This window comes from Bacillus sp. XF8, from assembly GCF_017498755.1.
Classification (GTDB): Bacteria; Bacillota; Bacilli; order Bacillales; family Bacillaceae_G; genus Bacillus_A; species Bacillus_A bingmayongensis.
This window is the reverse complement of record NZ_JAGDQK010000046.1, coordinates 1-16,429: the sequence shown is the minus strand read 5'-3', so window position 1 is coordinate 16,429 and position 16,429 is coordinate 1. Positions and strand designations below refer to the sequence as shown.

Annotated in this window: 25 protein-coding genes; 2 read left to right on the top strand and 23 right to left on the bottom strand. The window is 40.5% G+C overall.

The features are described from left to right. Nucleotides 1-97: 97 nt before the first annotated feature. From thyX to J4P91_RS24375, 19 genes are all read right to left on the bottom strand, one after another. A complete protein-coding gene (gene thyX, locus J4P91_RS24460; protein WP_207996139.1) occupies nucleotides 98-871 on the bottom strand; it encodes an FAD-dependent thymidylate synthase in 774 nt (257 codons plus the stop codon). Beyond that, entirely contained in the window at nucleotides 868-1,176 is a 309-nt protein-coding gene (locus tag J4P91_RS24455) for a hypothetical protein (RefSeq protein ID WP_207996138.1), read from the bottom strand. The genes thyX and J4P91_RS24455 overlap by 4 nt, the downstream gene beginning before the upstream one ends. Before the next feature lie 210 nt (nucleotides 1,177-1,386). Then, entirely contained in the window at nucleotides 1,387-1,548 is a 162-nt protein-coding gene (locus tag J4P91_RS24450) for a hypothetical protein (RefSeq protein ID WP_207996137.1), read from the bottom strand. Beyond that, complete coding sequence (locus tag J4P91_RS24445; protein ID WP_207996136.1) at nucleotides 1,548-1,943, bottom strand: dUTPase; 396 nt, start codon at nucleotides 1,941-1,943, stop codon at nucleotides 1,548-1,550. The genes J4P91_RS24450 and J4P91_RS24445 overlap by 1 nt, the downstream gene beginning before the upstream one ends. Further along, nucleotides 1,943-2,068, bottom strand: coding sequence for a hypothetical protein (locus J4P91_RS29465; protein WP_279538699.1), 126 nt, complete (start codon nucleotides 2,066-2,068; stop codon nucleotides 1,943-1,945). The genes J4P91_RS24445 and J4P91_RS29465 overlap by 1 nt, the downstream gene beginning before the upstream one ends. Continuing rightward, nucleotides 2,068-2,223, bottom strand: coding sequence for a hypothetical protein (locus J4P91_RS24440; RefSeq protein WP_207996135.1), 156 nt, complete (start codon nucleotides 2,221-2,223; stop codon nucleotides 2,068-2,070). Before J4P91_RS24440 ends, J4P91_RS29465 begins: the two co-directional genes overlap by 1 nt. Further along, nucleotides 2,223-2,402: a hypothetical protein gene (locus tag J4P91_RS24435; protein ID WP_207996134.1), complete on the bottom strand. Its 180-nt coding sequence runs from the start codon at nucleotides 2,400-2,402 to the stop codon at nucleotides 2,223-2,225. The genes J4P91_RS24440 and J4P91_RS24435 overlap by 1 nt, the downstream gene beginning before the upstream one ends. Next, a complete protein-coding gene (locus J4P91_RS24430; RefSeq protein ID WP_207996133.1) occupies nucleotides 2,399-2,914 on the bottom strand; it encodes a crossover junction endodeoxyribonuclease RuvC in 516 nt (171 codons plus the stop codon). The genes J4P91_RS24435 and J4P91_RS24430 overlap by 4 nt, the downstream gene beginning before the upstream one ends. Before the next feature lie 2 nt (nucleotides 2,915-2,916). Beyond that, nucleotides 2,917-3,264: a hypothetical protein gene (locus tag J4P91_RS24425; RefSeq protein ID WP_207996132.1), complete on the bottom strand. Its 348-nt coding sequence runs from the start codon at nucleotides 3,262-3,264 to the stop codon at nucleotides 2,917-2,919. Next, nucleotides 3,265-4,023: a hypothetical protein gene (locus J4P91_RS24420; RefSeq protein WP_243763989.1), complete on the bottom strand. Its 759-nt coding sequence runs from the start codon at nucleotides 4,021-4,023 to the stop codon at nucleotides 3,265-3,267. It abuts the gene before it with no gap. A 271-nt stretch (nucleotides 4,024-4,294) separates the two neighbouring features. Continuing rightward, nucleotides 4,295-4,489 (bottom strand): hypothetical protein, encoded by a 195-nt coding sequence (locus J4P91_RS24415; protein ID WP_207996131.1) that lies wholly within the window; start codon nucleotides 4,487-4,489, stop codon nucleotides 4,295-4,297. 21 nt (nucleotides 4,490-4,510) lie between these two features. Next, entirely contained in the window at nucleotides 4,511-4,666 is a 156-nt protein-coding gene (locus tag J4P91_RS24410) for a BC1881 family protein (protein ID WP_098709864.1), read from the bottom strand. Further along, nucleotides 4,659-4,970 (bottom strand): hypothetical protein, encoded by a 312-nt coding sequence (locus J4P91_RS24405; protein ID WP_207996130.1) that lies wholly within the window; start codon nucleotides 4,968-4,970, stop codon nucleotides 4,659-4,661. The genes J4P91_RS24410 and J4P91_RS24405 overlap by 8 nt, the downstream gene beginning before the upstream one ends. Further along, entirely contained in the window at nucleotides 4,967-7,147 is a 2,181-nt protein-coding gene (locus J4P91_RS24400) for a DNA polymerase (RefSeq protein WP_207996129.1), read from the bottom strand. Before J4P91_RS24400 ends, J4P91_RS24405 begins: the two co-directional genes overlap by 4 nt. A 172-nt stretch (nucleotides 7,148-7,319) precedes the next feature. Further along, the gene (locus J4P91_RS24395) at nucleotides 7,320-8,546 is read right to left on the bottom strand and encodes a hypothetical protein (RefSeq protein ID WP_207996128.1); all 1,227 of its coding nucleotides are present in this window, start codon (nucleotides 8,544-8,546) and stop codon (nucleotides 7,320-7,322) included. A gap of 1 nt (nucleotide 8,547) precedes the next feature. Next, the gene (locus J4P91_RS24390) at nucleotides 8,548-8,946 is read right to left on the bottom strand and encodes a hypothetical protein (protein WP_207996127.1); all 399 of its coding nucleotides are present in this window, start codon (nucleotides 8,944-8,946) and stop codon (nucleotides 8,548-8,550) included. 13 nt (nucleotides 8,947-8,959) lie between these two features. Further along, complete coding sequence (locus J4P91_RS24385) at nucleotides 8,960-9,721, bottom strand: single-stranded DNA-binding protein (RefSeq protein ID WP_207996126.1); 762 nt, start codon at nucleotides 9,719-9,721, stop codon at nucleotides 8,960-8,962. 559 nt (nucleotides 9,722-10,280) lie between these two features. Further along, the gene (locus J4P91_RS24380; RefSeq protein ID WP_207996125.1) at nucleotides 10,281-10,925 is read right to left on the bottom strand and encodes a sigma-70 family RNA polymerase sigma factor; all 645 of its coding nucleotides are present in this window, start codon (nucleotides 10,923-10,925) and stop codon (nucleotides 10,281-10,283) included. 313 nt (nucleotides 10,926-11,238) lie between these two features. Then, complete coding sequence (locus J4P91_RS24375; RefSeq protein WP_207996124.1) at nucleotides 11,239-12,456, bottom strand: AimR family lysis-lysogeny pheromone receptor; 1,218 nt, start codon at nucleotides 12,454-12,456, stop codon at nucleotides 11,239-11,241. A gap of 115 nt (nucleotides 12,457-12,571) precedes the next feature. Between J4P91_RS24375 and J4P91_RS24370 the strand changes: the two genes are divergently transcribed. Further along, nucleotides 12,572-12,778: a helix-turn-helix domain-containing protein gene (locus J4P91_RS24370; RefSeq protein ID WP_207996123.1), complete on the top strand. Its 207-nt coding sequence runs from the start codon at nucleotides 12,572-12,574 to the stop codon at nucleotides 12,776-12,778. A gap of 28 nt (nucleotides 12,779-12,806) precedes the next feature. Next, a complete protein-coding gene (locus tag J4P91_RS24365; protein WP_307802549.1) occupies nucleotides 12,807-13,025 on the top strand; it encodes a helix-turn-helix transcriptional regulator in 219 nt (72 codons plus the stop codon). Nucleotides 13,026-13,032: 7 nt separating this feature from the next. On the opposite strand, the gene J4P91_RS24360 is transcribed toward J4P91_RS24365, so the two are convergent. The 4 genes from J4P91_RS24360 to J4P91_RS24345 form a co-directional block, all read right to left on the bottom strand. Further along, nucleotides 13,033-14,049, bottom strand: coding sequence for a toprim domain-containing protein (locus tag J4P91_RS24360; protein ID WP_207996122.1), 1,017 nt, complete (start codon nucleotides 14,047-14,049; stop codon nucleotides 13,033-13,035). A 12-nt stretch (nucleotides 14,050-14,061) separates the two neighbouring features. Beyond that, nucleotides 14,062-15,405: a DnaB-like helicase C-terminal domain-containing protein gene (locus J4P91_RS24355; RefSeq protein ID WP_207996121.1), complete on the bottom strand. Its 1,344-nt coding sequence runs from the start codon at nucleotides 15,403-15,405 to the stop codon at nucleotides 14,062-14,064. A 28-nt stretch (nucleotides 15,406-15,433) separates the two neighbouring features. Continuing rightward, complete coding sequence (locus J4P91_RS24350; protein WP_207996120.1) at nucleotides 15,434-15,982, bottom strand: hypothetical protein; 549 nt, start codon at nucleotides 15,980-15,982, stop codon at nucleotides 15,434-15,436. A 75-nt stretch (nucleotides 15,983-16,057) separates the two neighbouring features. Beyond that, nucleotides 16,058-16,345, bottom strand: a complete 288-nt coding sequence (locus J4P91_RS24345) for a hypothetical protein (RefSeq protein ID WP_207996119.1) — start codon at nucleotides 16,343-16,345, stop codon at nucleotides 16,058-16,060. Nucleotides 16,346-16,429 lie beyond the last annotated feature (84 nt).

The following is a 16,429-nucleotide window of genomic DNA, read 5'->3' as shown; positions in this document are numbered from 1 at the left end:
TGCCTCCTAGCACTTGCGAGATAGCCTCTAGAGTATCGCTCTCACTCATACATTCTGCGTCGTATAATTCTATGATTTCTCTAATCGTGTCAATCACTTAGTTTCTACCTCCTTCGAAAAACTCGTCTACCCACGGCTCTACTTTAACGACTTCTTTTCGTAGTTTTTCCGCTAACTCTGCGATTTCGGCTTGTGCCCCGTTTCCTGCACGACGTTTAGCATAGAAGTCTAGTAAACTACGTAAATTCACCGTCATGACTAGATTCGTAGTTGCTGCTTGCGGAAGGACCATTCTCGCATCTTCGGCAGGCACTCCTGCTGCGCGCAGTTCATCGTAATACTCTTGCGCTTTATCCATAAAATCGTTGTACAAGTCGTAGGTAGTAAATACACTCTCACTTTCGCATTTTTTAACATTATCAGGTACTACGTAATCAAACCCGCCCGACTTATCGTCACTGCCAAATCGTACATATCTCTGCGACTGTACCGAAAAGCTAAATCCGACTCGATGTCGAGTGAGTTGTGCTAGTAGAGCTCGGCTTACACCTTCGATAGCAAACGTAAATGTCACTGCTTCCAATGTGGAGGTGTGTTTACTAGCTACTATGTGTCTGATTAAACGGTCTGCATCAGTCCCACCTTTTCCGTCTGTAGCTTCCTTTTTGAAATATCGGTGACCTTCTTTTATAGCAATTTCTGAGGGTTTGTTTGCACTATAACAAGTACGTATTGCTGATAACGTAACAACTTGTCCATCAGTAACCTCATCTAATTCTCCGTATTGATCAAAAGAAATCGAACCATCTTTATACAACTTCTCTTTAAATGATTCAGATAATCTTGTGTGTGCCAACAACTCAATTTTCATACGGCTTTCCTCCTAAAACTCCTATTTTTAAGCTGTTCCTCCATAGTTGCCCATTTGCAATTTTCAGGACAATAGTTACCATCGTTATCTATTCTCTCGATTGTCAAATCGTCTTTATACCCATGAGACATGGCCCAAATGTAAAAATCCATAAAATCAGATAACCACTCATCACATATGATGATCCCTCTTCCACCATAACGATGGTATCGAGGATTATTAGGATTCAAACAACGCTGTTTCATATCTGCATAAGTTTGGTAAATACGTGTATCATGCATACCATGTTTTATTTGTTTCTTCATCTCTCCGCTTTTACAGCCACAACTTTTGACTGGTCCATTAACGACATTGTGTGACAAGATTTCTTTCTCCGTTCCACAATCACATTTGACTAGGAACATAGTACGTCGATACCCGTTTACTTCTTTTCTATAAACATCTAAAACTTCGAGATACCCAAATCTATGTCCAATGAATCTACTTAATGGTTTAGGGATAGTTAATCATCCTCCTTACAAATATGGTTTAATTCCGTAAGTTTCTTTTAAGTAATCACGAATCTCGCTGTACTCCTCCAATGTCAATCCCCACGTATCAAGGAATTCCGTGAAATCACCGTTAGCGGCGTGCTTTGTTAGTGCGTATATTAATCTGCTGAATTTCTCATTATCCATCACTTAACGCCTCCATTTTCGAAATCAAATTCGAGTTGTCCTTCGACCGCATACCCTTCCTTCGTACTCGTTCCGTCCTGCCTTGCGTGATTCTCTCGATTCTTCTCTAGATAAATTCGATATACATCTTCCGCTGATAAACCGCACTTAATCGACAGGCTAATTAAGAAATGCCACATGTCGATTACTTCGCCTTGTAACGCTTCCTTATCGATTGGTTTCTCGTTCTTCCACCACTTCCAATTAACTTCTCGGCGAATCTCGTCAATCTCGCTTTCCATTGCGATTGTAATACCTACGACCCATTCGTCGAGTGACTTATCGATGTTTCTTTCGGAAATGATTCGGTTATCTAAATCGGATTGTAAAGAGAATAGTTCGGTTAACTTGTCCATTACTTAGACGCCTCCTTTTTCGTTTTTAATAACGAGGCAATAAGGTGTACAATCGCTACAGAAGTAAAGAATCCGAGACCTAACGCCATTCCACCTAAAAATTCGAGCAATAAGTAAGTAAACATCAAACGTCCTCCCTTTGCTTACGTAAGAATTCTTCGATTAATCTAATACGTTGTTCAAATCTTTTTCTCGCGGACTTAATAGGAAATGGTCCGACTCCTTTTTGTGTGAGTGACGGTGAAAATACGATTCCTAATCGGTGAAGTACGTATTTCATTACTCAATCTCCTTTGACGCAACCAATGCTTTTAGCGCCAACCTTGCATCTCTTTTCGCTTGTGTATATCCTTCGACAAATTGAGGAAAGTACTGTGCGTCTTTTCCTAAAGCGATGTTTTCGAATGAGTCTAGTAACGTAAAAACCTTTTCGATATCTTCTTCGTAAAATGTTTTCATTCTGTTTCCTCCTTCGTAATAATTCCCTTATCGATTAAATACGCTAAAGCTATGGCAATACTATCCGATTCATCACTCGTCTTAAATTCGCCCCACTCAACGTATCGCCTCACGCCAGCCTCGACCTCTTCCTTTTCTGCACGTCCCTTACCGAGTAGTTTCTTTTTAACGGAAGCTTGTCCGATACTATCATCGACTTTCAAACCGAAATCATTTAACGCACGATCCACCGCATTCCATGCGCTAAACACCGTATAATTCGTATGTGGTATTTTACTAGCGAATCCCTCTCGGACTATCAAATCGTAGGGCGCGTATTTGCGTATGAATAAGTGCGCCCATGCTTCGATTGTTTTCGTGCGTAAAGCGATTGGTTCGGTCGACTTTGTTTTAACGTGCGATACGTCGATTAGTTTCGGCTTGCCGTTAATTACGTCTATGACGGCGATTCCTGGAGAACCTAACGAGGTGTCGATACTTAAAACACGGAAAGCCTTTTTACTTCGAGACATCACTACAAGACCTCTAATTTATTTTCGTCGTATTCATCGTAGGTAATCTCCGCTGGACACCGTTGAATCTTTCCGTTTTTAAAGTACGCTTTCCATAAGTCGCCAGCTTCTTCACCTTTGCCACTTAGTTCGAAAATAACATCGGGATACAAACGAGAGATTGCCGACATTTCCGTTTCGTAGTCGTACCATTTAGTAGAGTCATAAAACTCACCGTACTTATCTACTGCATAGAAAATTTCAGTATCAAAGTCTAAAGAACCAGCTTCCATTTTTTCGTATAAATCGCTTAGTATTTTACTAGTATTAGCGTTTGTGGTTTGTAGTGTATGATCCGTGTAATAACCCATTTACATTCCCTCCCGTACTTTATCGATAAACTCTAACGCCCCGATATACGGAGCTTTCTTCGTATCTGATAAACTCGAACGCTTCACTCGATTGACTTGCGTTTTAATCTCCTCATACTCCTCGTCACTTAACGACTGTGCACACGCTGCCTTAAAGTTGTTAAATGTCCAATGCTCGATATCTAGTTTCGGAGGTTGTTTCGTCTTAACCGCCGCTACGATACTAGCAAACTTGTCCAATACTTCGTTACGCATGTCATCCGTTACCGCAACACCAAACGCTCTGAAATCCGGATACTTCGCATAATCTTCTTCGTTCATATTCCATGCTTTCTTCGATGCGTTCATGTAAAGTACGATGTAATAATCTAAGTCATACATTAACGAGTAGCATGTAACTTGTTTGACGTGGTCGGCGCCAGGTTCGCGCAGCGAATATTCAGAAGTTCTACTGTACGATGTCTGTTTCGATTTAATTTCGAGCCCAACTCGTGTAACTACGCCATTCTCATCGGTGTATTCTAAAATACCGTCACACGTACCGATTAATGAAAAACGTTGACCCTTGTGTTCGATTACCTTACGAGTTTTAACGAAATCCTCAAACGCTGGATAACCGTCTTTCGTTCGTTCAAATTTAAAGCGTGGTTTCTCGCCAGTGAACTTCTTGTAATGTCGTTCCGCTAGTAAAATATCACGTTGGATTGCGTCTCCGATGTTAGTTCCGATGAACTGCCATCGTCGTTGCCACGGTTTCACTTCGTCTTGATCTCGCGGACTACGTAACGCCTTTTCGTAAAGCTCCCTCGGACAACTATTCGCCGAGGAAGGAGAAAAATACGGCAGACTTCGATAATCTAAGTATCCACCTTTACTTAATACTTTCGCATAGCTTTCGTGGAGCCAGACGTCTAAATGCGTGTCGTAAGGTTCCGAATAAGAATGCCATGTTTCGAAGAATTGACGGAATTCCTCTGCGATTTCATAAGCGAATGTTTCCTGCGTGTTCTGACGTAGTAATTGCGCTGCGTTAGTTTTCGTTACGATAAGTCAACGCCTCCTTGAACTGTTTGTACGAACGTCTCTCTACGAAGTAACCTGATACTAAAAGTACCGCTGCTAATAAAGAAATTAAGTAGTGGCCTTTTACTAAAAGACTCAAGGAATTGATAAAAATTACACCAGCAAGAAATACGTTAAATGTATAAAGTTTTAATGACGCCATGTCGCTCACTCCTAAATTGTTTTAGTCTTGATTTATTAAAACGATTGCCGGACCGTTAACCACGATTCCTCCGACTTCTATCTTTTCGTAAGGCTCGACCTGGACGGTGATTACGCCCTGTCGCCTCTCTAATTCCTCGCTTAATTCTTTTGTAGATACTTCGGATAGGTTAATCATTTACGCCCTCCTTTACCGAAACCCATTTCGTAATAGTAACCTGATGTTCTTCAACCTCGTGGATATCATTCGATTGGCAGTGTTTATCAAACCCATAATCTTCGTAGCCATAACGTACGTAGTAAATATCGAACATGAAAAACTTGCCGTCTGTTTCTCGCTTTAAAATATAAAGCTCCCGACGACCATCATCGTCCATGTCCGATGATAACTCGTCATGATACTCGTACTTTACTCCATCAATTATCAAATATCCGTAATCTTCAAACCCTTTGTAATGATCAGCGTTTATTTTAATTTTCATTCCGTTTCCTCCTCTTCGTTAAACCACTTTTCGATACTAACTTTCTCTAACCATCGCTCTGGATTTATCTCAACGTCACATCTGACGGGAACTAATAATTTAACCGCGTTTTCCATCGTAGTTTTTAATTCGAATAGTGCTTCCTTCGAAATATCTCTCGGGCACTCGAATAACAATTCGTCATGTACCTGAAGTAAAATATCTACGTTATGTTTCGATAAAACTGCCTGTAAATCTACGATTGCTTTCTTTAAAATCGAACCGGCTGACGCTTGAATCGGAAAGTTACCGGCCATACGATCCGCACGGAAATGTAAGAAACGGTCTTTCGACTTGTACTCGGTATGCAACCGACGCTTCCTACCGAAAATATCCGTAATGTAACCTTGCTTACGAGCCAATAGTTTCTGCTCGTCCATATATCGTTGAATCCCTTTGTAACCTTTGAAGTAGTTATCGATAATTGTTTGCGCTTCGGTTCTCGTAATACCTAACGTATCGGCTAACCCTTTGTCACTCATTCCGTATACAATTCCGAAGTTAACTACCTTAGCTTGCTTACGGAATTTCTGCTCAGGTGAACCGTCTGTATCTTTTTCAGCCTGAATGTCTTCATACGTATATTTACCGTTACTAATCATCGCTGCCGTAGTCGAGTGGATGTCGCGTCCTTCTTTGAACGCCTTAATTAGTTCCGGTTCCTCAGCCATATGCGCTAATACCCTTAATTCAATTTGCGAGTAATCTATAGAAACGAGTATTTTACCTGCACTCGATGTAAACAGGTGGCGTATTTCAGGACGCTTTGCTGGTATCTGCTGAGTGTTTGGTGATTTACATGTAAACCGTCCTGTCGCCGCTCCATACGTGTTATGCCACGGATGAATTTTATTGTCGTGTTTAATTTCTTTAGGTAGCTTTTGTGTAAATGCTTCGCGTAGTTTGCTGACGCCTCGATAATCGAGAATCTTAGAAATTACGGGATGCTTCCCTTTCAACTTCTTCAACGCTTTTACGCCAGTTGATCCGTTCTCTACATCAGGTAACTTTAAATCTACGAATAACTTTTTCTTTAGTTGAACCGGTGAACCTAAGTTAATTTCTTCATCGAATAATTCGTATATCTCACGCTGTATTTGCGCCTCTTCTTCAGCTAGTTGTCCGTCTAATACATTCGCTTTCTCTTCGTCGAAGTTGATACCGATTAAGTCCGACTTAATGAACTGTCTACATACTGGCATCTCTATGTTAAAAACGAGCGACTTGATTTCTTGTAAATCCTCTCGTTTGTCAAACCATTCCATAATCCAATCGTAAAGTTTCAAGGTTTTCTCCGTGTCACCCGCTGCGTAAACTAACGCTACATCTAAAGGTATTTCATTAAACGGAGTCTTACCGAATAGTTCATCGAAGTTATCGCTAGGCTGACGTAACCAATCCGTTATCAAATCCTTCAGTCTATGGTTACGGTTTTCATCTAATGCCATCGCCATTATTCTTGTATCTGCATGTAAGTTATCGATTAAGTTAATTCCGTAACGCTGCATAAACCATTTACAGTCGAAAGGTGCGTTATGCATTACGGTTTTCACTTGCTCTAATACAGGTTTAACGTATTGTAATAAAACTTCTTTGCTTAAATTCGGGCCTTCTTCGTGATTCAACGGTACGTAGTAATTGTGACCTCTCGTCGATATCGAAAAGCCAGCGACTTCACCATTCCACGGGTCCAATGCTCCGTTATCCTCTCCGAAAGTCTCACAGTCAAATCCGACTAAATCTGACGTCTTCATATCATCTAACATTTGCTTTAATACCTTGCCATCGGTAACTAATACGTAATTTTCCGGTGTAGCCAACACCATCTCACGTATCTTATCTTCTCTCTTATGAGCATGTAACACTTTCCATAACCGTAAAGCTTCCGCCTTACTAAAACGTTTAGCGAGGTCGGAAGGGCTACGACCAATTTCGCCCTTCGTCATCGCTTCTTTTACTTCCGCAAGTCTCTGCCTATCAGACTCACTGTTTTTCATCGATAGAATCCGTTGCCACGCGTCTTCCATCGTTTCGGTCGCCTTTACCTTTCGTTCGACCGCTTTTGCTACTCGTGCCTTCGTTTCTTCAACGGCTTCAGCACCCGGTATTTTTAAGTTCAACGTTAATTTCGGCGTCATAACTTACCGCCCCGTTTCCTTGCAATTTAATCGGTAATAAAAATCCACTACCGTGACGTGATTATCTTCCGCCCACTCTTCGAAACAACGTTTATCGCAAAATGACTTGCCTTCACGATCGTCGTATACGAATTCTTTACGGTTGAGTACGGCGCTACAATTTTCGCAAACCCTACTCAAATCTCTCAGCCGCCTCTGTTACAGGCGCTTGATTAAATAAAGATTCCGATGGAGCAATTAGTACTAAGTCACTTGCCTTTTCAGTACAGATACCATGATTTCTTTCTCCAAAATCAACATAATAACGAGGTTCAGAAGGAGAAGAATGTTTTTCATTAAGTCCTAAAACTTTCCCTATTAGTAAATCGCAATATGCTAAATGCACAGTATCGCCATTACGTAATTCACCAACCTCACGACCGATAGCCGCCCACTTAAGTCGCTCCGCTTCTTTCTCCTCACGTTCTGCTCTCGCCTTTTTCTCTTCCTCAGCTTCACGAGCGATGTGTTCCGTTTCTTCTTTCGTTAGTGGTTCGAGGTCTTTACGGTGTACCCAAGGAGATAAAGCTTCAGAACCATCTAAGTATTTAGTTTTAAACGTATCATCTTCATCGTCATATCTCACGAGTTCGATAACGTCGCCGTTTTTATAACTATGCTCACTGCAAGTATCTTCTGTATGAGTTACACCAATAACCCTCGCGTAATCATTTACTTTCAACAACGCTTGCTTAGCTTCGAGGACTTCTTCGTCGGTTGCTTTTACTAAGCTTTTCACCCATCTCCAGCCAGCATAGTTACCATTTACGTATTCAGTTTTGAAAGGACAACCACTACCATCATCAGCGATAATTTTTACGATATCTCCTGTTGTAGATACACCGTTCCCGTCTCCGACAACTTTCGCATAATCTCCGACCTGTAAACGTTCTGACACCGACTCACTTGCGTCCTCTACTTCGACCGCCTCCTCCGGCATTTCCACCGCCGCTACCTGTTCCGCCTGTAATGCTTGCCAATTATGTATAATCTTGTTTAAGTCAGACGGAGTGCCTACGATTTTAGAACCGTCAGGTGATGTAATTGTAACTACGCCTTCCGCGTCGGTTAGCTTGTCGGTAGTGTCCGTATTAGTTGTGTGGGATTTACGGAACACATCAAAACCCGAATCATCTATATCGAAAAATTGTTCATCATTATCGTTATCCAAAATCTCTACATCACCATCAGAATCAATACGCTTTACCGCATAGAATGCTCCGATATCGATGTCAGTATAATCTTCTTTGAATCGTAATAAATCGTTTGCTTGTGCATCGTCTGCAACTAACCCGTAAACAAACCCGTTATATTCCACCGTATTTTTATTAACCACTTTCACGCCTGTAAGCTTCGCCATATTATTCGTCCTCCCCATTCTCTTCGTTATTAGTTACCGCCGTTAACTCAATCCAACGTTGACTTGCGCTAGTCTCAGTCGCCCAATACTCACGTTGTCCTGCACATTCGAACATGAATACTCGGTCGCCTTCGACTCCTGCGATATAGTCGCAATCATCTTTCGTATAAGCTTCGCCATTACCTTTTTTCGCTTGTACCACCAATGCATCGTCGCGGTCATGGCGTACTCGAATTGTTTTTACCTGTATTGTGTACCACTGTTTGTTAATCGGATCACGCGCTACTAAGTCGTAAACCTCCGGGATGAACGAATTCGCTACTTCCCAACCGAGGTTTAAGAGCGCGAGGGCTACTCGGAGTTCCGAGCAACCACCCTTAACTGTTGTTTCATGTGCCATATAAACGCCCTCCTTAGAACGGTAATGCATCGTCTGAGATATCGATCGGCTGTGATACGTCGCTACTTGTTTTAGGCGTACCTGGCAACTTCGATTTATCAATCGCATCGTCTTCCGCATCTTGTAACAACGTAATGATGTCGCCCTCTTCGCGGTAATTAGCTAAATCTTCGTAACTGAAGTCCGTTCCGATAAACGTTTTAGCCTTTTCGATTTGCTCGTCCGTTGCCTCACCAGATTCAAGCGAATAGGATTTGTCGACTTGCTTAACGTGTACAGCTTCACCTACTAGTGAATATTCCGGATTGAACTTACGGCCCATCTTTTCGGCTTTGTCATAGTCAGCGATAATGTTATTGATATGGAACTCAGCCGTATCGATCACGCGATACGTGCCATACTCTAAGTCGTACACAGGAATCATTGCGTACATTTTACGTTTCGCACCGACTTTACATGACGGACACTCTGATTTACCTGGTTTGAAGTACTGCGTAATGTCTGCGTTTGTTTTACGTGGAGAGTGTAGACACGAATGTTTTCGGAATCGGTGGATCGTTCGCTTACCATCGAATGTTTTGTCTTCGTGTACGAAGTAAAAATACCAATTGTCCGGATCCGCTAATAAGATGAACGTTCGGCCTTCTGCGTTTACTTCACCGTGTTTTCCCATCCGGACGTATCTCGTTACGCCTTCCGGAAAATCGTTATTACCTCCGTTTTGATTAGCTTCACGTTGTTCCTCACGTTTTTTTAACGTTTCTCTAATACCCATTGAAACAACTCCTTCGTTATTATTCGAGCTTGGGTTAATCCCACGCCCGTATCACGCAACTCACTGGAATTACGCAATACCGACGTGGGGGATACATCGGTAGGAAATCTGAAATCATGAATCGGTTTTGTTAGGACGTATATGCCAAACGCCCATATGACGCCACTACCCGTTGTGTATATTCGGGGGAGGTGGATGGTGATAACGACGGGTAATGACGTTATATCGACGTGCATCTATAAACAGCGTTATATTATCTTTTAATATAGGAATAAAACGTAATATGACAGATAATGTCGACCGAATTTACAAATAATTGATTTGTACGTACCACGGTAATACTGTATAATGACAGTGAGGTCCTATAAGTGGACTTCACTTAACTTAAGGCGAGTTAACTTAACTTGTTTTAGCGTTAAGCAAAAGTATTACAATTGATCGACCTGCCAAGTCGGTTAGTTGTAAGTACAAAGGGGCTACTTAACACCCCTCCGTACATCAAACATAATGTGCTATTATGGATTTCTATATGCAATGCCTAAGCATATAGAACGTACTTTTACGCAAGAAGATAATCTCGGTAGTCACCGAATTGTCTTTCATCGAAACGCTTTGCCAGGCGCTCGAGCTTGCGAATCACTGTCGAATGATGAAGGCCCAATTTCTTTCCGATTGCCGTCGGAGTTGTTGGTCCATCATTCGTAATAAACGATTCAACGATTACCGTCGTTGTCTCGTCATTGACCTGTCCAGGGTCGGTAAGGAAGTCGATTAGCTCACGCTGGTCGGCTTCTTTCTTTTTTGTAACGTGTTCTTCTAAATCGTAATCATCTGCGATAGTTTCGAACATTGCCGTGTTCTCTTCCTCATCGCTATCTGGCCCATCATATACTTCGTATTTTCTTCTCGTACGTAACTTTCGTAACAATGACTTGTATCCATTTCCGAGTGATACTGCAAATAGTTTTACGAAATCGCCGCCAACGTTATCTCGTAAGCTATTTAGTACCTTTTGTATTACATCGTGGAACAATCCAGTTATGTCGTGTTCGTTCGCCATGTATGTACTCGTACTCCAATACCGTAGCTTGTCCCGATATACCTCCGATAATCTAGTGTACAAATCCGTAAATACGAAGTCGTCACCTGTTCGAAGATAATCATTTGCCATCTTGTTAATATTCAATTTTTGTTCGTCTTTCACTTCTTATTCCCCCTTACAATAACTATGACGCACTAGCTGCCAAGCCCGCGCACATTTTTTATTTTTTTTTTGATAAAACTTTTTCGTTTATTGCTAATGTTCAAATTGTAGCATATTACCATGGAAGATTTATCAAAGTACACTAACTACTGGAATTTATAGTTTGTATACTTTAGTAAACATTTCTCTAAGCACAAAAAAGAGCGACCAATAAGACCGCCCTCAGTAATCTTATTTAATTAGCAATCAACCACCAGGTCTAGTTTCTTGTGCTTTATATTGTTGGTTATCCGAATGTGCGTCTGCAAATCCGTTAAGCGCAAATACTCCTAGAGCTAGTGTTAAAACTGCGGAAACTCCTAATAAAACTTTTTTCAAAATGAACCTCTCCTTTTACCGTTTGTGATTTAAAGTTAATCAACATCTGAGTCATCATGGAATGATCGCCTCTATCGAAGATTTCTTTTGCAATTAAACTAGAGAAGAAAAAATTCGAATTCGAAAAGAAACGTTGGAAGCACTCGTACAGCTCCGGCAGAGATTCTTGACTGCAAGCTCGATACATCAATAAAAAATCTCGTTCACCTCTCTCGTTTATATAATCATCAATCATTTTTCTATTCCGTTTATTATTCTGATACATCACAAGTCTCGCGTCTGAATCCCTTCCAAGAGGTACTCCTAGGTAAATTTTAACATAATCTAGGTTATCTCTAGTCTGGTTAATCAAATTCTTAATCCCGATAGTTTTAGCGATATCGTGACTTTTTTGAAGATATTTCATACATTTTTCTTTATCTTCAATCAAGTATGTCATCCCTAAATAGTATGACGCATCAGAAACGGTTTTCGCGCAGATATTTGCATTAATAATTAAAGAAGAATAATGTCTTGATAACTCTAACTCATTTCTATGTAGATAAATTGGGGCTAAGATTTCAGCTAGTCTATGGAGGTAACATTCTTTGATGAATAATTTACGACTATTACTTAAGTTTTTTATCATCTCTTCTACTTCTAGAGCTAAATCTAGCATAAGATGAATCTTTTTCTTCGCAAAATAGTCATAACATTTGAGTATATTTACTAAAATTCTAAGTGTCGCATCTTCCGTATAATCAATCTTTTTTAAATTTTCTATTATTTCATATCCTTCCATGCTATAATTCATATATTTGTAAATTATATTATACACATTTACATAATCACCTATTACACCTTTCTCTTTTTTATGTAACTTAAGTAACTTCTTTAACAAAGTAACATTTCTAGTTATTGCTGCATACTCAAAGCTTTGTTGTATTGACTCAGCAGTATCTAATTGTAAACACCAATTTTCCATCTTCTCACGTTGTTCGTCTGGAAACACATAATAGGAGAGTCTCAAGAGCTTTCTAAACCCTATGGTCCCATCCTTTTTAAATTTAGACATACATTGCTTGGACGCTTCTATTTTTTCTGCAACGCTTGAAAATGTTATATCATCTCGATCATTAATAGTATCACATATCTCTCTATGAAACCCCGGCACTTGAAAACCCTCCTATGCTGTATAAGAAAATTTTGGTATAATGTAATTATAATTTATATGTGTACAAAAGTACACATTTGAATATTGAGAAATATTTTTCCAAGGATGTGTTAAAATGATTGATTACACCCCTCTCCATGTCACACTAAAAGAAAAAGATATGGTGATAAGCGATTTAAGAGATAAAATATTACATAGTAAAACAATTGCTAGAATTAACAGAGGAATGTCTGTACACTTAAGTACAATAGAAGATATTTGTCTACACCTAGACGTACCTATAGAAAAAGTTGTTAAAATTACTAGTAACAAAGAACAATAGCTTTTAAGCCTCCGATTTGAGAAAGGAGGTGATTACATCGTTTAAAGTCGGAAGGTGCCGTATTCCCGAACTATGTAAGAAAAACGGCATTACGCAAGCTGATCTCGCTAGGAAACTCGGTGTTACACCGCAATCCATAACGGACTATGTCAGCTTGCGTAATTTGCCGAACGTAGAAAGAGCACGCAACATTGCTACTAAACTACATTGTGACATCGAAGAATTGTACGAATGGGAAACGGAATAACATCTATTTAACGGGAAGGTTTCGCATCTTCCCTCCGACCGTCACTACGTGAATTCACGTATAGTAAGTTTAATCGAACTGGCTCCGCATTATCAATCACGGATCGTAAAGAATCTACCCCTTCTTTCACTAACGCTTCATTCGCATCGTTATATTCGTTTATATATCCATTTGTCAACTGTATTTTGCCGTTTAAATATTTCTCAAGTTCTTTTCGTAATTTCTCGCCTGCCGGGTCGTTATCCGCCACGATAACTAATTCTTCTATTGGCGATTTTAAAATCAACTCTGCCTTTCTTTGATTAAACGACGAGCCTCCGTTTGCCAATCCGAAAACCCCAGCCGTCATAAATGACATCGCATCTATTTCCGCCTCACAATATACTGCACGTCTAATGTTCCGTTTGTAAGCAAGATGTAAACCGTATATCAAGTCGCCTATTGGCTTTCCGTCCTTCTCGTACCAAAACGCTTTGCCGCGCGTCTTTCGGTACTTAATGTTTGCTAGTCTACCGTTTGTATCAAACCACGGAATTACTACCGCCTGCCTAAAGCGGTCGTAACCGATTTTCGTTTGTCTTTGGACGACTTCGCTAATACCTCGCTCACCTAAATACGGATGTCTAAACGCGTACTCTTGCAACCGACCAAAATCGAGTGGACTATGCCCGTTATCAATTCGGAGTTTCGGCGGCTTGAGTGTTAAATTGTCGTAACTATATTCCACACCATATGCCTCGAGTAAATAATCTTCCGTTTCTTCATACGTTTCATTGCGCAAATATGATAACAATCGGGTAAAGTTGCCGCTTTCCCATTCGCTATCAAATGCGCCAGAGTCTTTCCATGTGCCAGCATAGTCTCCATCTAAGTTGACGAAGAAGCTCGGTGTGTGTTCATATCGAAATGGACTCGCTGCAATCAGCTTATCGGATGACCATCTTTCGTTAGTCCAGGAAAACTGACGGAGTTCGTACTCGATATCAATGTTTACGCCTTGATCGCGAATCTTAATCGTTGCCATTCGTTTCCCCTCCTAGAAAACTGAAGTAAATTGCTTCGCTGCCTGTTCGCCGGTTTCCATCTCTTTAATCACGCCAATCTGCGGCATGTAAATAATTTCGGCTGATTCACCTTCGCCACCGTCACGGCCTTTGTTAATACCGATCATACCTCGCCCTTGCTTAGCGTCAGTGTCAACCGCTATCAATAACGCAGCATCTTCTAAGAGCGCTTTCGTTTTCTTTACCTCGCTACGTTTCGGTAAGCGTAATTCACGATTGCCGTCGTCATCTTCACCATTATCTACTTCATCCGCTTGTGTAATAGCGAACATAACTACGCTCGTCTTACCTGCTAATCGACGCAAGGCCTTAGAAGTAGCTGCCGCATCGCCACCAGCCGTCTTACTCGTATTTGTCTCATAGTCGAGATAATAAAACGGATCGATGATAACGACATCAGCGTTCGTCTCCGTAATATCTACTTCTAATTGACGTAAATCTCTTCGGTGAAAGTCGTCGTCATCTACGCCTCGTACGATAATATTTCCAGGTAGGATTTCGTTAATATTCGACAAGAAAGCCTTAAATCCTTCTTCGAATTCCTCCGATAATTTGCCGTGACGGATTTCCTTCGAATCGAAGCCCGCTTCCAAATTTACGCCATCTAATTCGGCTACAGTCGCTCCGATACGGCTAGAAATCGAAGTGTATAAACGGACCATTCCTTCGAACCATCCCATTTCCATTAGCCAAATGAGTACGTTTGCACCTTGGAACGCCATCTCTACGCCTTCTTCGATAGTCGTTGCGGATTTACCACGCCCTGACTTTCCGTAGATTGTGTAGACGTTCGAAGAAACATAACCACCAATCGCCTTATTGATAAATGGAAAACGGGAGTGCCAAATGCGATATGACTCGCCATTTTTACGACGTTCGTATTCTTCTAGGAACTTGTTCGCATCAGCCTTCAAACTTGTTCCTACTTTATCACGAACGTTTGTTCTAATTATAACTCTGTCGACTCTATCTCGCAACCATTCTAGGAAACTATTTCCGTCTTTTTCCTCAAATTGGGTAGGCGCTTCGTTTTGTAAAAGCTCCATCACTTCGATCTTAGCGGAATAAGATTTCACTTGTTTCGTTAAATACTCGAAACTATCATCGACTTGTGGGACGTAAGTGAAACCGTCGACTTCTGCTACTAGCGTACGGAAGTCAGGCGTTTTCCCTCGATTCATTTCTGCGTAATCTTTGATAAAACGGTACGCTTTACGCTCCGCCTCTGTAACAAAATCTCGTTCTGTTACATGGTTCAGCTGAACGGGGTTAGCGGCATCTACTACCTTCGATAAAAGCATTTCTCCGTAGTTCATTAACTACACCTCCATAAGTTATATTTCTTTACTTCACCCTCAATTTTTGAATAGAAATAAATGTGATATTTTCAGGTAAATCTACCGTTAACTTTGAGCCAACGGCTATCCCTTCCACACTACTGTAAACTTCCATATAACGTTTAAGTTGATTTAATGCCTTCTTATCAAATGCTCCTTTTTCCATTTCAACTGGGATATATTTGTCATTAAGTTTCACCCACGAATCTGGTTGATGTTTTTGGTCGTTTTTTCTCTTTACAATTACGGCATCCTCATGAAATACTTCTTTTATCCTTTTATCAAAAAGAGAATGTATGTTAAATTCATTTTCCATATTTAAATAGGTAATATGCATTGCTACTGCACTGTATAAAGAATTAAAAGTAGAATCATCATCAGGATGGAATAGACTTGATGCTAAATTCATTAACTGCCATGCAAATTTTTCATTTTCGTATCCAGCTTCATTTGCCATGGCCAATAACTCGTATCTATCTACCTTAACTCCATCTATTAATAAATGTGAAACCTTATCATTTTCAAAAACTGTGTATACCTTTACATCGTCTATCATATTCGTCACTCCTCACTATTCCTTTACATATAACTCTAGTAAATAAATTAACATTTGCAAAGGACATAATACATATCAACTTATATTATCACGAACCGCCCGCATTCTCTCCGCCATCTCTCGTTTCTGATCCTCGCTATACTGACGTAGTTTTCGCATGCTTATCTGTTTTTCACCTAACGTGCAACGCACCGCCAGTAGTTTATCTTCGTCGTCACTCTCGATAACTGTAACGTTTTCCTCTCCGACTAACTCTACTAATTTACGAATGTGTTTAGGAACGCAAGAATATGCGCTCCATTCCTTCGTTTCGTTGTCGTACGCTAGTACCGTTTCTTGTTCTTTCGTTGAGTATGCGGTCATAATTTGGCCTCACTTTCTATTCAAAGGATTATTTTGTTGAGTTTTTTAGTAACTCTGGATTATCATGAACATTCCCAAGCACTT